The following is a 13995-nucleotide window of genomic DNA, read 5'->3' as shown; positions in this document are numbered from 1 at the left end:
ATTAACGAGCGCGTTTAGGATCTAGCTGAGGATCTTTGATTTCTACATAGGCATTGCTACGGGTTTCACGTAACCAGCTATCTAGCTCAGCATCAAACTGGCGTTCACCCAGGATCTGGCGTGCCATACGTTCCTGATATTCCTGAGTCATATCCTGTTGACGTGTATCGGTCACTTGCAGGATATGCCAGCCAAATTGTGACTGGAACGGTTCACTAATTTGACCTACTGGCGTACTTTTCATACGCTGTTCAAATTCAGGTACCATGACACCTGGGCTGACCCAGCCCAAACTTCCGCCATCACGTGCTGAACCTGTGTCATTAGAGAAAGTAGATGCCAATACTGCAAAATCTTCACCTTGCTTAAGACGCGTATACAAGCTATCAATCATCTGTTTGGCATTTTCTGGGCTAACCACTTCTGATGTTTGAATCAGAATATGACGGGTCTGGTACTGAGGAACCAGTGCTTTTTGCTCACCACCTTTACGCTCTAGAAGTTTCAGGACATGCACGCCATCTGCAGCAGGAATCAGTTCAGATGTTTGACCCGCTTGCAAAGTAGAAACACGTGCAGCGAGTTCTCCAGGAATTTCTGACAGGTTCCGAACACCCATATCAGACGCATCTACTTTAATATCGCCAGTTGAATATTTTTTGCTGATCGCCTGAATATCATTGCTGCTGCTTAAATCATTTCTTACTTGTGCTGCAACCTGTTGTGCATTTTCTCCGGTTATACGTAAATGCAGAACATGTACCTGGCTGCCTAACAAAGCTTGACCTTGCGGTGTATTCAGGAAGTTTTTCACATCCTGATCACTGATTTGAATACGTGAATTTACGGCTTGCTGGCGTAAACGGCTAAGTGCCAGATCTTCAGCAATACGGTTACGTAAAGAGGCATAAGTATTCGGCGCGATAGCATCCAGTTTTTGCTGAAAAGCTTCTAAGCTAGGGGAGCCTGACTCACGTGCTACTTTAAGCACTGCTTCATTTAAAGATTTTTCATCTGGACGGATATTGTAGCGTTTGACCTGTTCCAGTTGAGCCTGACGTACAATTAGCTGTTCAAGTGCTTGTTGTTCAAGATAAGGTTGCGGTGGAACAGGCTTGTTTTGCTTTTGTAACTGGTGAGAAATTTCAGCAACGCTTTGTGCCAGATCACTACGCAGAATAGCGCTATTGTCGACAACAGCTACAACTTCATCTTTAGGTTGGGCAACAGCAAAAGTCGTCATCGCTGAAGAAAGACATAGCGCAAGTGCGGTCGCTTTAAAAATTTGTTTTAACTGTTTTGTCTTCATTAACGTTCTGTCCAAGTTTGATTGATATTGTTAAAACCTAGAATACGATTTTCTAGTAATGAGGTTAGCTTGTTGCTTAACCCGCCAAGACCTTTAAGCGTTACTTCAGCCATTACTGCACGTTTCGCTTTCACATCTGGGTCATTGATATCGTCTAAGTCATTGTAGTATGAGCGGCCATAGACAGATACTCCCCAACAGCATGACTCATAGTTTACGCCAAGTAAATATTCACGTGCGACACTATTATCCAGGTCAAATTGCGCATGGCCGACCAGACGCCAGTTATTGGCAATTGGCTGGATAAATGAGCCAACCACCTGATCATAACTTTCCTGGCGGTTTGGAATATCTTTACGATAGAAATAGCCTACGTTATATAGATTGCCCTGATCGCCCGTATAATAAACCTGTACATCACGCTGGGCATTGGAGCCATTCGACATCCAGCTAGAATTTAGGTTGACATGCACGTTTTTGTTTAACTGACTTCTAAGCTGAATAACTGGACCAGTATGGCTTTCACGGTCAAATTTATCTGCTTCACGATCTAATGTGACACGGCGATCTTCAAAGAAGAAACTTTGTCCCACACTGGCGCGTAATCGCTCTAAACCTTCTTCATTAAATAAACTGTAACTAAGACCTAAAGAAGCGAAGTTATTGTCTTCTAAGCGGTCATTACCATAGAAGCGGCGTGCACTAAATAATTGGTCATAATTAATTGAGGCTACGACAGAGTCAAAGTTTGGCTGATTGCGCTGATTTTCATACGGTGAATAAGCGTAAAACAGGCGAGGCGTCAAGGTCTGTAAATAGCGACCATCTTTTTCAAAAATTAAACCGGTGTCCAGCGTAAATTGTGGCACTACGATAGAATGATTTTCACTTGATGAGCTGGTTTGATTATTATTAATACGATCAATAGTATCTTGATCATAGAAAGTATTGATATTGCGTAATGTTGCCTGAGGAATGAAGAATGACCAAGGGGTAAAGTGATTATAGCGTACCGAGAAATCATTATAGATGCGTGTACCACTTGGTTGATAGATGGCTTCATCACCGGTATCAATATTTTCGATATTTCTGATGTCTTTCTGGAAATAAGCTGTATCGTTATTAAATTCGTATTGTAAACCCAGTGGGTTACCGGTCTTATAATTCACCAAAAGCTGCGGCAAACGCGCATAAGGGCGGTCTTCATCCAGAACGGCAGGATCAAGCGTCTGGAAATCTTCAACTTTAAATTGAGCTTTTAAGCCGGGGATACCATTTTTATAATTAACTTCCCAAGCACGGCGCAAGTTCAGGTCTGTTTTTGAATCTGGGTTATTATCCAGATCGGCAAAAAAGTCCTTGTCTGATGCGTAATTATATTCAAGATTTGTTAAGAACTGATCGTTGATTTGCCAGTTATGCAGGAAGTGCAGGTCTTTACGGTCTTTATTGCTATAACTTTCATCAGATGGCAGGTAGCCACCCCAAATCCGGCCTTCACCATAGTTTTCTGTTAGATAACGAAACTCGCCATCCAGCATCGCACCACGGTCACTAATATAACGTGGCGTAATGGTCGCATCATATTGTGGTGCCAAATTGAGATAAACCGGCACACCTAATTCCAGGCCGCCATCATTGGTAAATCCGAAAGTTGGCGTCAGAATCCCAGTGGTACGGCGATCATCGATTGGGAAGTTAAAATAAGGAACAGCGAGTACCGGAACATCTTTCACATAGAGCTTGGTATTACGGGTTTCACCGCGACCGGTTTCCTGATTCAGCTTGATTTGATCTGCCTGAATTTTCCAGGTCGGTTTCTGTTCAGGTGGACAGGTGGAATAGGTGGCATTTTCCAGTTCAAGCGTATCGTCAGAGGTTTTGGCAATCTTTTCAGCACGACCATGCGCATGCTGTTCTTCGGCAATGAAGAAACTGTTGTTTAAGTCACCTTGCTGGGTTTTCAGGTTGTAATTGATATCATCGCTTTGCGAAATCAAGCCACCTTGAGCCAATTGGACTTGACCTTCTGCCTTAGCATAAGTTTGAGTCTGATCAATCGTCACGCGTTCCGCACGAATCTGGCGACCTTCCTGATCAATGACCACATTGCCTTCTAAGTAGGAATCACCGGCCGGATTATAATGACCATAGTCTGCAGTAATAGTTGAAGTTGCCTGTTCAGGGTCAATTGTTGGTGCATCAGGTGCAATTGGAGTGACCCAGGCACCTTCACAATAGGCTGAACTGAGGTATTTACCTTGACGCTGCTGTGCTTCTGGTGAAGATTTATCCACATAATATTGTGAGAAGAATGCTTCACCGGGATAGGTCTCATTAATGCGCTGTTTGAGTTGTTCCGCATTTACATTGGATGAGTCATTTGATGCAGCATAGCTTGAGACCGAGCTACTACATAAAAGGGTTAAGATCGCAGTCGCTAGAGGGTTTATTTTAAAGTGATGCTTCATTTGTCTCATTAACCAATCATGCTTTTATCGCAATTAATTATTGTCGCATCATAGAGAAAAAGTTGATAAGTAGCTACACTTAGCACTTTAAAAACTCAGCCTGTACTAGAATTTATTGCAAATGAATACTCAACGCGAACAATTGATACAATCTTGGATTGCTTCTGTACTCGGTTCAGATCAATTTGAAACACATTTTTTAGCAGGCGATGCAAGTTTTCGTCGTTATGCACGAATCAAACTGAATAATAAAACATTTATGCTCATGGATGCACCACCAGAAAAAGAAGATTGTGTGCCTTTTGTGACGATTGATGAATTTTTTGATGCCCATGGCGTACGTGTTCCACACATCGTGGCCAAAGACCTGGAAAATGGCTTTTTGCTGCTCGAAGATTTTGGTGATGTGCTGTTATCAAATCTGCTGAATGATCAGACGGTTGATGCCTATTATGAGCAAAGTTTTAAACAGCTGATTCAGCTGCAGTCCATTCCTGGAGAAGGTCAGTTTCCTGCTTATTCTTATGAGAAGCTTATTTCTGAAATGGAGCTGCTGACTGACTGGATGCTGCCTGCTCTAAAAATTCAGCCAACAGAATCAGAGTCCGCTCTGATCAAGCGCACATTTGCGATACTGGCGAATGCTGCTTTGGCACAACCACAAGTCATTGTGCATCGTGATTTCCATAGCCGTAACCTGATGAAAATCGAAAATGAAACCGAACTGGGTGTGATTGATTTTCAGGATGCAGTAATCGGTGCTGATACCTATGACCTGATTTCGATTACCCGTGATGCCTATGTGCAGTGGAATGCAGATCGGGTGTATCGCTGGTTTAAAGTGTTCTATGACCTGTTACCAGCAGCGGCAAAACAGGACCGTGATTTCGAACAGTTCAAAAAAGATGCGGATATGATGGCCATTCAGCGCCATATCAAGATTTTAGGTATTTTTGTCCGCTTGTTTGAGCGAGATGGTAAATCTGGCTATCTAAAAGACCTGCCACGTGTGATGTGGTATCTGCTGGAAGAAACCAAAGACTATCCTGAATTACAGCCATTTATGCAGTTCATTCATGAAAAAGTGATGCCAGCTTTTGAAGCAAAATATGGTTCATACGAGGTAGCGGCCTAAATGAAAGCGATGATTCTCGCGGCTGGCTTGGGCAACCGCATGCGTCCTTTAACTTTGCATACCCCAAAACCTTTACTAGAAGTGGGTGGTAAGCCGCTAATTGTCTGGCATATTGAAAAACTGGCTGCGATGGGCGTGAATGAAGTTGTCATTAATACGGCTTGGTTAGGTGAAAAACTGGCTCAGGCGTTGGGTGATGGTTCACAGTTTGGTGTCAAGATTTTATGGTCACATGAAGGTGAAGGTCTGGAAACAGCCGGTGGCATTATTAATGCTTTACCACTGCTTGGTGATGAGCCTTTCATTTTGGTCAATGGCGATGTCTGGACGACTATGGACTTTGCACCTTTATTGAATGTTGAGCTGGGTGAAAATCTGGCACATCTGGTATTGGTACAAAACCCGGAACAGCATCCAAACGGTGATTTCACACTTGCTGACGGCAAGGCTTATACCTTTGATCAGCAGGTGGCGGGTGAAAACCTGACTTTTAGCGGTGTTTCAGTAATTCACCCGAAAATGTTTGCAGACTTAGAAGCTGGAAAACGTCCTTTAGCACCACTATTAAAAGTAGCAATGCTGGAAGACAAGATTGCTGCTTCTAAATTGACAGGTATTTGGGTGGATGTGGGAACGCCTGAGCGTTTGAATGCGCTGGATTTAATGATCCGAGAAGGGAAGTCTGCTTAAGTGAATATTCACTAAGCACTCCCTACTGTGCCAATATAGAGAAAACGGTATACTTCCACTTAACTTTTTCGAGCGTTGATTGTTTATGCACACGTTTTTTCAAGAACTAAAGCAGGGTAGCCAGGCTTTAGGTTTAGAGCTGTCGGATGAAGCTTTAAATTTATTACTCAAGTACCAAGACGCTTTGGTACTGTGGAATAAAGCATACAATTTGACTGCAATCCGTGATCCTAAAGAAATGCTGGTTAAGCATCTGCTTGACAGTCTGAGTATTTTGAAGGATTTGCCTGCAGGTCGTTTGCTCGACATTGGGACTGGGGGTGGTATGCCGGGCATGATCATTGCTTTATGTCAGCCTGAGCGTGATTGCGTACTACTGGATTCAAATGGTAAAAAAATTCGTTTCCTCAAGCAGTTTATTGCAGACCTAAAATTAAAAAATGTCATTGCAGTACAAACCCGTGTGGAAAATGAAGACAGTATCAATGAGCTGGGTCAGTTTGATGTGATTACCAGTCGTGCATTTGCTTCATTGACAGATTTTGTGAATGCGTCTAAACCGTATATGCATGAGCAGAGTATTATTGCTTCCATGAAAGGTTTGATTCCTGAAGAGGAAGTGGCAGCATTAAAAGATGAATTTAGCTGTCAGATTATTGAACTGAAGGTTCCGCGCTTGGACGAACAACGTCATTTACTTCTATTAAAACGTATTTAAAATTTTTGAAGGATCGGGGTCAACATGGCACAAATTATTGCGATTGCCAACCAGAAAGGTGGTGTCGGTAAAACCACAACCGCAGTAAATTTGGCGGCATCTCTCGCTGTGCTAAAAAAACGCGTTTTGCTTGTGGATATGGATTCTCAAGGTAACGCGACCATGGGGTCGGGGATTCAGAAAAATGACCTGCTGTATTCAGTGACTGATGTATTGCTGGGTGAAGTGCCGATTGAAACTGCGATCACCAAGGCTGAAGTTGGATACAAGGTTTTAGGGGCAAACCGTGACCTGGCTGGTGTGGAGCTGGCGATTGCTGAGCAAAAAGGCCGTGAATTTATTTTGCGTGAAGCTTTGCAGGAAATTGAATCCTCATTCGACTATATCATTGTCGATTGTGCACCAAGCTTAAGCCTGATCACCGTAAATGCACTGGCAGCGGTGGATGGCGTGATTATTCCGATGCAATGCGAATATTATGCTCTCGAAGGTCTGGCTGATCTGACACAAACCATCGACCGGATTCAGCAGGCACTTAATCCAGACCTGCAGATCGTGGGTGTATTGCGTACTATGTATGATGCACGAAATGCCTTGACCCGTGATGTTTCAGAAGAGTTAGAGCAATATTTTGGTAAAAAACTTTATGAAACCGTGATTCCACGTAATATCCGTCTGGCTGAAGCGCCGGCACATGGTCTACCGGTTATTTATTTTGAAAAAAGTTCAAAGGGTGCAGTTGCTTACTTAAATCTGGCAGCTGAAGTATTAAAGAAAAGCAAAGTGAAAAAAGGAAGTAAAGCATGACCGTCAAGAAACGTGGACTCGCCAAAGGTCGTGGTTTAGATGCCTTGCTGGGATCAATTCAAAAAGAAAAATTACAACTCGAAGCACAAGGTCTTGATCATGGTCAGTTGAAACAGATTGATGTCAATCTGCTGAAACGTGGTGAATATCAGCCACGTCGTTATATTAATGAGCAGGATCTGCAGGAACTGGCCGCATCGATTGAAAAGCATGGCATCATGCAGCCAATTGTGATCCGTCCGGTCGATGATGAACGCTATCCATACGAGATTATTGCGGGTGAACGTCGTTGGCGTGCGGCACAGTTAGCAGGTCTGACTGAAGTTCCTGCGATTGTGCGTGAGCTGAATGATCAGGTCGCAATTGCATTAGCTTTAATCGAAAACATTCAGCGTCAGGACCTGAATCCGATTGATCAGGCGATGGCTTTGCAGCGTTTCCATGACGAGTTTGGTTTAAGCCATCAGGAAATTGCCGATACCGTCGGTAAGGCACGTACTACAGTAAGTAATCTACTGCGTCTGCTAACTCTGGCTGAAGAAGTAAAAGACTTTATGCAGCAAGGCTTGCTGGATATGGGACATGCACGTGCCATCCTGACTTTGAAGGCTAAAGATCAGCTTAAAGTTGCTGAGATGGTCATTGAAAAGAGTCTGTCAGTACGCCAAACCGAACAGTTGGTACGCGACTACAATGCACCGAAAACAGAAAAACCAAAAGCAGCGATTGCGCCAGACATTCAGCAGTTGACTCAGCGTCTGTCTGAGCGCTTTAGTGCGGATGTTAAAATTGACTACAACAAGCAAGGGAAAGGCAAGCTGGTTATTAGCTATCATTCTTTAGAAGAGCTGGACGGGATTCTTTCAATCCTGGGCAATGAATAATTAATTTAAAATTTGTTTTTATTGGGGAATAAATCAGATGTGGGAATTGGTTAAAGCAGGCGGCTGGTTGATGCTGCCGCTGGTATTGTGTTCGATATTTATGTTGGCGATTTCAGTTGAGCGCTTTATTCGTTTAAAAAAGAGTCTGGTACTGCCCAACTCACTTCTGATGGGTCCTGCACAAAATGCAGACCAAGCCATGCAAAAGTTGCAACAAAGTTCAGCTTTAAAAAACAGTACTTTGGGTCGTGTATTTACTGCTGGTTTTGAAGCGCATCACCAGTCTGAGCAATATGCTCGTGCCCAGATGGAAGTGGTAGCTTCACAGGAAATTGGCTATCTGGAAAAGAATATTAATTTTTTGGGTACTTTGAGTGCAGTAGCGCCTTTACTCGGTTTGCTGGGTACAGTCATTGGGATTATCGAATCATTCTTAATGATTGATGTCGGTACTAATAGTGACCCGGTTTTAATGATGCCCGGTATTTCCAAAGCACTGATCACGACAGCAGCGGGTATGCTGATTGCTATTCCTGCTTTATTTGCACATCGTTATTTCCAGCGTCTGGTTCAGGAATATGTGGCGGAACTTGAACAGCAAGCAACGTTATTTCATGCCAACCTGTTCTATTTAAATGCTTCAGATGATGTAGAAGAACGCATCAAGAAAGCAAGTTAGGAGCAGGGGCATGAAATTTAAACGTAACCAGGTGGAAGATGTACATATCAATCTGACGCCCATGATTGATTGCCTGCTATTTATTTTGGTCTTTCTGCTGCTTTCAACCACGTTTAACCAGATGAGCCGAATGAACCTGACGCTTCCAGATGCGCAAGGTGTACCGCCCAAGAATTTTGATCAGAAAATTGAAGTGATTGTGGATTCCAATGGCCACTATGCCGTGAATGGTCAGTCTATTGCCAGTAAAGATGCAGCAGATTTAAATACGGCAATTAAACAGATTTCGAATGAACGTCGTGATTTAATGTTTGTCATTGCCGCTGATGCAAAAGCGACACATCAGGATGTTATTCGTGTCATGGACGTTGCAGGGCAACTTGGCTTTGTCAATGTCAACATCAGTACGAAAGTACCAACTCGAGGTTATTAGTGAAGCACGATTTTAAGGTCTATCTTCGCCTTTTAAGCTATTTAAAACCATTTTGGGGCACAGCCTTAATTGTCCTGCTTGGTTTTTCTATGAATGCGGCCACAGAAGTTTCTGTAGCCAAATTACTGGAATATATCATTGAGGCGATACAAAACAGAGACCAGGGTTTCACCTTACTTTTCCCATTCTTAGTGGTAGTACTGATGTTCTTCCGGGGCTTAGGTCTATTCCTCGGTGGGTATTATACGGCGGTCATCTCCCGTAATCTGGTATTTAATATTCGTCAGGAAGTCTTTGCCAAAATATTGCGTTTGCCTGCGCAATATTTTCTGGACAATACCAGCGGTCATATTACGGCCAAAATTATGTATAACGTTGAGCAGCTCACCGCAGCCTCAACTGAAGCACTTAGAACGATCATTCAGCAAGGTCTGATCACAATTGCCTTATTGGGATATCTTTTATATACCAACTGGCGTTTAACCATGTGTATTCTGATCTTTGGACCCGTGATTGGTTTTGTGATCAGTAAAGCTTCAAAACGGATGCGCAAGCTATCACAACAGGTTCAGGACACTATGGGTGATGTGAACCATGTGGTTCAGGAAACGGTAAATGCCAATCTGATTGTCAAAGGTTTTGGTGGTCAGATTTATGAGCAGGAACGCTTTAAACAGAATTCTTTGGAAAATCTACGCCGTGGCTTGAAAATGGTGGCAGTACAGCAGCTGAACAGTCCAGTGGTACAGCTGATCATGTCAGTTTCACTCAGTATCGTAATGTATATTGCATTGCGCCCACAAATTTTGGGAGATACGACTGCGGGTGAATTTGTTGCTTATATTACAGCTGCTGGCATGTTGGCGCGACCAATCAAGACATTAACTGATGTGAATGAAAAAATTCAGCGTGGTATGGCGGCCGCACATTCTGTGTTTGAATTGCTAGATATGCCTGAAGAGCATAATACCGGCAAACTCAATGATGCCTTAAAAGGCAACATTCAATTTAAAGATGTCAATCTGGTTTATGGCGATGGTCACCATGCGATTCATGACTTTAACCTAGAAGTGAAAGCGGGCGAGACTGTAGCATTGGTTGGGCGTTCAGGAGCAGGTAAAACCTCGCTGGTGAATCTGTTGGTACGTTATCAGGAAACTTCATCCGGGCAAATTTTACTGGATCAAAAACCGATTACTGATTATGAGTTGACTGCTTTACGTACCCAGATCGCGATGGTAAACCAGCAGGTAGTGCTGTTTAACCGTACTGTTCGTGAAAATATTGCTTATGGCCAGCTAGAAAATGCGAGTGATGAAGAAATCATTGCAGCGGCAAAAGCTGCCTATGCACATGATTTCATTATGGCCTTGCCACAAGGTTATGATACGCCACTAGGTGCTCAAGGTCTGAATCTGTCAGGTGGTCAGCGTCAGCGTATTGCGATCGCCCGTGCTATTCTGAAAAATGCACCGATTTTGATTCTGGATGAAGCGACCAGTGCGCTGGATAATGAATCTGAATACTTTATTCAGCGTGCCTTTGATCAGGCGATGCGAGATCGGACTACGATTGTGATTGCCCACCGTCTATCAACAATTGAAAATGCCGACCGCATTGTAGTGATGGATCAAGGTCGTATTATAGAGCAGGGTAATCATGCTGAGCTGATTGCACGTCAAGGTGCTTATTATCAGCTGCACCAACGTAATTTCGAGGAACATTAAGTCATGGCTTTGGCACAGATCATTCAGGATGCTTGGAATACACAGGCAAAGTGGCTGGTTGTGCTGCGTCCTTTGTCCTGGCTTTACCGCTTGGGTTTTGTCAGTAACCACTGGCTTTACCGTAAAGGGATTAAAAAAAGCTATACCGCACCTATTCCAGTAATGGTGATTGGAAATATTACCGTAGGTGGGAGTGGTAAAACACCTTTACTGATTCATCTGGTGGATTACCTCACTGAAAAAGGCCTACGGATTGGTGTAATCAGTCGAGGTTATGGTGGTAAAGGTCCTTTTCCTGCTTATGTAGATTTAAATACCTTGCCTGAAGTGGTAGGTGATGAACCAGCCTTAATTGTCCAAGCGACTGGTGTGCCGATGGCTGTAGGGCCAAATCGTCAAAAGAGCATTGAGCTTCTGCTAGAAAAGCATGCACTGGATTTAATTATTTGTGATGACGGTTTGCAGCACTGGGCTTTAAATCGTCAGATTGAATGGATTGTGCTGGATAATAACCGAGGCTTGGGCAACCAGAAACTTTTACCAGAAGGTTATCTGCGTGAACCCGTTACCCGGTTGGAAAAAGGTACCGTGATTGAACATGCAGCAAATCCAGTTTCGCCTTTGCATATGCATCTTGCAGCCTCTCAGCCGTATTTATTAAATCAGGATGTTATCAAAAGCTTTGATCCAACTGCGGCTTTCTATGCAGTAGTCGGCATCGGTTTTCCACAGCGTTTTTATCAAACACTAGAACATCTGGGGCTGCAGCAATTTCAGTGTCATGAATTTCCAGATCATCATGATTATGAAATTGAAGATCTGCAATTCGATGACAATAGTCCGATCATTACTACTGAAAAAGATGCAGTTAAAATTATGGCATTACTCAAACAGTATCCAGATTATCAGCGGGATATCTGGGTGGTGCCGGTCGATGCAGTCTTGTCACCTGCCTGTTATACAATATTGCAGCAGCAATTAGAGCAACAGGGTATTTCTATTTCCTAAGGTTTATTTACGATGAAACATATAGTTATTCCTGCACGCTTCTCCAGTTCACGTTTGCCGGGTAAACCTTTGCTGGAAATCCATGGTCGTCCGATGATTCTGCGTGTCGTGGATCAGGCCAAAAAAGTACAGGGCTTTGATGACCTGTGTGTGGCAACAGATGATGAACGTATTGCCGAAGTTTGCCGTGCTGAAGGTGTTGATGTGGTCCTGACTTCAGCAGATCATCCATCAGGTACCGATCGTCTAAGCGAGGTAGCTCGAATCAAGGGCTGGGCGAGTGATGACATTATTGTGAATGTACAGGGTGATGAACCTTTATTGCCAGCCCAGTTAGTTAAACAGGTCGCGCAACTCTTAGAAGATCAACCAGCTTGCTCAATGTCGACTCTGTGTGAGTCAATCCATCATTTAGAGGAATTCAAGCGTGACAGCATTGTTAAGGTTGTGATGTCTAAGCACAATCAGGCATTGTATTTTAGTCGTGCTACGATTCCTTATGACCGTGATGGTGCCAAGCTGGCTGAACAGAAACTGCATGATCAGGCTTATCGCCATTTGGGCTTATATGCTTACCGCGTGAAACTATTACAGGAATATGTGACCTGGGAAATGGGTGTGCTGGAAAAACTGGAATCTTTAGAACAGTTACGTGTACTGGAAAATGGTCACCGTATTGCCATTGCTGTGGCAGAAGCCAATTTACCGCCAGGTGTCGATACGCAGGAAGATCTAGATCGCTTGAACCAGATGGATCCATCTTCTTTTGCTTAATTTGAGAATTCTCCATGCCGCTTGATGTCAATGCACAGATTTATCCATGGCAGCAACAGGTTTGGGATACGCTAACCGGGCGTTTTCCTAAGCTTGGGCATGGTTTATTGTTCTATGGAAAAAAAGGCTGTGGTAAAGAAGCCTTTGCCCAGCAGTTTCTGGCCTGGGTTTTATGCCTGAACCGTCAGCCTAAGGGGCCATGCGGTGAGTGTGGCAGTTGTCAGTGGCTGAAAGCGGATACCCATCCGAATTACGTCTATATCAGCACTGATGAAGACAATAAAAAACAGAATGCCAAAATTAAAATTGAAAAGATCCGTGATCTTCTGCCTTTTGTACAGCAGACCGTCGATGGCTGGCGTGTCATTGTCATTGAACCCGCTGAAGCATTAAATATTGCTTCTTCTAATGCCTTGCTGAAAACTCTGGAAGAACCGGGTGAAAATATTGTCATTATTCTGCTTGCGGATCATTATCTGAAATTGCCTGCAACTATTCGCAGCCGTTTACAGCATTTTGCCTTGGACCGGATTTCATCAGCGCAATTTAGTGAATATGTAGAGGCGCAGTTACCTGAAGCAGGTTCGAGCCAGCAGCAGCTATTAATGAATTTATCCAATCAGATGCCTTTGCAAGCGATTGAGGTTGCACAAAGTTCCTGGTTGCCATTACGTCAGGAATTCATGGAAGACTGGAAAAAACTGGTCATTCAAAAAAATATGCCAATGGCAATTGCGACCAAATGGAATAAAAGCCTGAGTTTTGGTGAATTTGGTCAAATGTTTGAATACTTGTTGTCCGATTTAATTTGTGTCAAGCTAAATCAGGCCGTAAAAAACATTGATCTGGACTTTAATGTATTGGCCGAACAATATTCATTGGAAACACTTTTTAAAATTTATGAGGATTTTCAGCGAGCCAAACAATATCTTGAGCAGAACGTACAAAGTAATCTGGTGCTCGATGAATTGTGTATCAAGCTGATGAATCTTTAGCTTAAGGGGAAAACAAGATGCAACCACGTATGGGCGGTATTATTCAGGCTAATATTCCGGATATTGAAACACTATTTGCCAGTTATATGCCATATGTTGTAGGTGGTGGACTTTTTATTCCTTCCAAGCAGCCAGTAAAATTAGGTGAAGAAGTTTTTGTTTTGACGACTTTACCTGAACAGACGCAGAAAATTCCATTAACCGGAAAAGTAATCTGGATATCTCAAAAGCAGAATGGCATCAAGCCACAAGGTTTTGGGATTCAGCTCACCGGTGAAAAAGGCGTTTTCTTCAAAAATGAAGCAGATCGTCTGGTTGCGGGTCTTAAATCTGATGGACGTAAAAGTTACACTATGTAGTTAATT

The 13995-nt window shown here is 43.2% G+C and carries 14 protein-coding genes; 12 read left to right on the top strand and 2 right to left on the bottom strand.

Annotated features, from left to right (window positions below):
- Position 1: 1 nt before the first annotated feature.
- Both FTV25_RS03740 and lptC read right to left on the bottom strand, forming a co-directional pair.
- Complete coding sequence (locus FTV25_RS03740; RefSeq protein WP_180002193.1) at positions 2–1309, bottom strand: peptidylprolyl isomerase; 1308 nt, start codon at positions 1307–1309, stop codon at positions 2–4.
- A complete protein-coding gene (gene lptC / locus FTV25_RS03735; RefSeq protein WP_166139457.1) occupies positions 1309–3780 on the bottom strand; it encodes an LPS export ABC transporter periplasmic protein LptC in 2472 nt (823 codons plus the stop codon). The genes FTV25_RS03740 and lptC overlap by 1 nt, the downstream gene beginning before the upstream one ends.
- 121 nt (positions 3781–3901) lie before the next feature.
- Here lptC and FTV25_RS03730 point away from each other — a divergent pair, with 121 nt between their 5' ends.
- From FTV25_RS03730 to FTV25_RS03675, 12 genes are all read left to right on the top strand, one after another.
- Positions 3902–4915: an aminoglycoside phosphotransferase family protein gene (locus FTV25_RS03730; RefSeq protein WP_159124004.1), complete on the top strand. Its 1014-nt coding sequence runs from the start codon at positions 3902–3904 to the stop codon at positions 4913–4915.
- Positions 4916–5605, top strand: a complete 690-nt coding sequence (murU, locus tag FTV25_RS03725) for an N-acetylmuramate alpha-1-phosphate uridylyltransferase MurU (protein ID WP_180002194.1) — start codon at positions 4916–4918, stop codon at positions 5603–5605.
- An 85-nt stretch (positions 5606–5690) separates the two neighbouring features.
- Complete coding sequence (gene rsmG / locus FTV25_RS03720) at positions 5691–6323, top strand: 16S rRNA (guanine(527)-N(7))-methyltransferase RsmG (RefSeq protein ID WP_166139427.1); 633 nt, start codon at positions 5691–5693, stop codon at positions 6321–6323.
- A 24-nt stretch (positions 6324–6347) separates the two neighbouring features.
- On the top strand, positions 6348–7130 hold the full coding sequence (locus FTV25_RS03715; protein ID WP_004784019.1) for a ParA family protein: 783 nt from the start codon (positions 6348–6350) through the stop codon (positions 7128–7130).
- A complete protein-coding gene (locus FTV25_RS03710) occupies positions 7127–8014 on the top strand; it encodes a ParB/RepB/Spo0J family partition protein (protein ID WP_180002195.1) in 888 nt (295 codons plus the stop codon). The genes FTV25_RS03715 and FTV25_RS03710 overlap by 4 nt, the downstream gene beginning before the upstream one ends.
- A 37-nt stretch (positions 8015–8051) precedes the next feature.
- Positions 8052–8693: a MotA/TolQ/ExbB proton channel family protein gene (locus FTV25_RS03705; protein ID WP_180002196.1), complete on the top strand. Its 642-nt coding sequence runs from the start codon at positions 8052–8054 to the stop codon at positions 8691–8693.
- A gap of 10 nt (positions 8694–8703) precedes the next feature.
- Positions 8704–9126 carry a biopolymer transporter ExbD gene (locus FTV25_RS03700; protein WP_159124000.1) on the top strand — a complete coding sequence of 141 codons (423 nt, stop codon included), beginning with the start codon at positions 8704–8706 and terminating at the stop codon, positions 9124–9126.
- The gene (msbA, locus tag FTV25_RS03695; protein WP_166139429.1) at positions 9126–10853 is read left to right on the top strand and encodes a lipid A export permease/ATP-binding protein MsbA; all 1728 of its coding nucleotides are present in this window, start codon (positions 9126–9128) and stop codon (positions 10851–10853) included. Before FTV25_RS03700 ends, msbA begins: the two co-directional genes overlap by 1 nt.
- Positions 10854–10856: 3 nt before the next feature.
- On the top strand, positions 10857–11861 hold the full coding sequence (gene lpxK / locus FTV25_RS03690) for a tetraacyldisaccharide 4'-kinase (protein ID WP_125279030.1): 1005 nt from the start codon (positions 10857–10859) through the stop codon (positions 11859–11861).
- Between the two features lie 12 nt (positions 11862–11873).
- A complete protein-coding gene (gene kdsB, locus FTV25_RS03685; protein ID WP_159123998.1) occupies positions 11874–12635 on the top strand; it encodes a 3-deoxy-manno-octulosonate cytidylyltransferase in 762 nt (253 codons plus the stop codon).
- Positions 12636–12649: 14 nt separating this feature from the next.
- On the top strand, positions 12650–13630 hold the full coding sequence (locus tag FTV25_RS03680) for a DNA polymerase III subunit delta' C-terminal domain-containing protein (protein WP_180002197.1): 981 nt from the start codon (positions 12650–12652) through the stop codon (positions 13628–13630).
- A gap of 17 nt (positions 13631–13647) precedes the next feature.
- Positions 13648–13989 carry a PilZ domain-containing protein gene (locus tag FTV25_RS03675; protein ID WP_005236142.1) on the top strand — a complete coding sequence of 114 codons (342 nt, stop codon included), beginning with the start codon at positions 13648–13650 and terminating at the stop codon, positions 13987–13989.
- Positions 13990–13995: the final 6 nt, after the last annotated feature.

It is taken from the genome of Acinetobacter sp. YH12249, assembly GCF_013417475.1.
Classification (GTDB): Bacteria; Pseudomonadota; Gammaproteobacteria; order Pseudomonadales; family Moraxellaceae; genus Acinetobacter.
Note: the sequence above shows the minus strand (reverse complement) of the source record. Positions and strands in the feature narration are given on the sequence as shown.

Bases quoted from the DNA above. Each gene is read 5' to 3' on its own strand.
- rsmG (WP_166139427.1), top strand. From the start codon at position 5,691: ATGCACACGTTTTTTCAAGAACTAAAGCAGGGTAGCCAGGCTTTAGGT.
- kdsB (WP_159123998.1), top strand. From the start codon at position 11,874: ATGAAACATATAGTTATTCCTGCACGCTTCTCCAGTTCACGTTTGCCG.
- FTV25_RS03740 (WP_180002193.1), bottom strand. From the start codon at position 1,309: ATGAAGACAAAACAGTTAAAACAAATTTTTAAAGCGACCGCACTTGCG.
- FTV25_RS03715 (WP_004784019.1), top strand. From the start codon at position 6,348: ATGGCACAAATTATTGCGATTGCCAACCAGAAAGGTGGTGTCGGTAAA.
- lptC (WP_166139457.1), bottom strand. From the start codon at position 3,780: ATGAAGCATCACTTTAAAATAAACCCTCTAGCGACTGCGATCTTAACC.
- FTV25_RS03700 (WP_159124000.1), top strand. From the start codon at position 8,704: ATGAAATTTAAACGTAACCAGGTGGAAGATGTACATATCAATCTGACG.
- FTV25_RS03675 (WP_005236142.1), top strand. From the start codon at position 13,648: ATGCAACCACGTATGGGCGGTATTATTCAGGCTAATATTCCGGATATT.
- FTV25_RS03730 (WP_159124004.1), top strand. From the start codon at position 3,902: ATGAATACTCAACGCGAACAATTGATACAATCTTGGATTGCTTCTGTA.
- murU (WP_180002194.1), top strand. From the start codon at position 4,916: ATGAAAGCGATGATTCTCGCGGCTGGCTTGGGCAACCGCATGCGTCCT.
- FTV25_RS03680 (WP_180002197.1), top strand. From the start codon at position 12,650: ATGCCGCTTGATGTCAATGCACAGATTTATCCATGGCAGCAACAGGTT.
- lpxK (WP_125279030.1), top strand. From the start codon at position 10,857: ATGGCTTTGGCACAGATCATTCAGGATGCTTGGAATACACAGGCAAAG.
- FTV25_RS03710 (WP_180002195.1), top strand. From the start codon at position 7,127: ATGACCGTCAAGAAACGTGGACTCGCCAAAGGTCGTGGTTTAGATGCC.
- FTV25_RS03705 (WP_180002196.1), top strand. From the start codon at position 8,052: ATGTGGGAATTGGTTAAAGCAGGCGGCTGGTTGATGCTGCCGCTGGTA.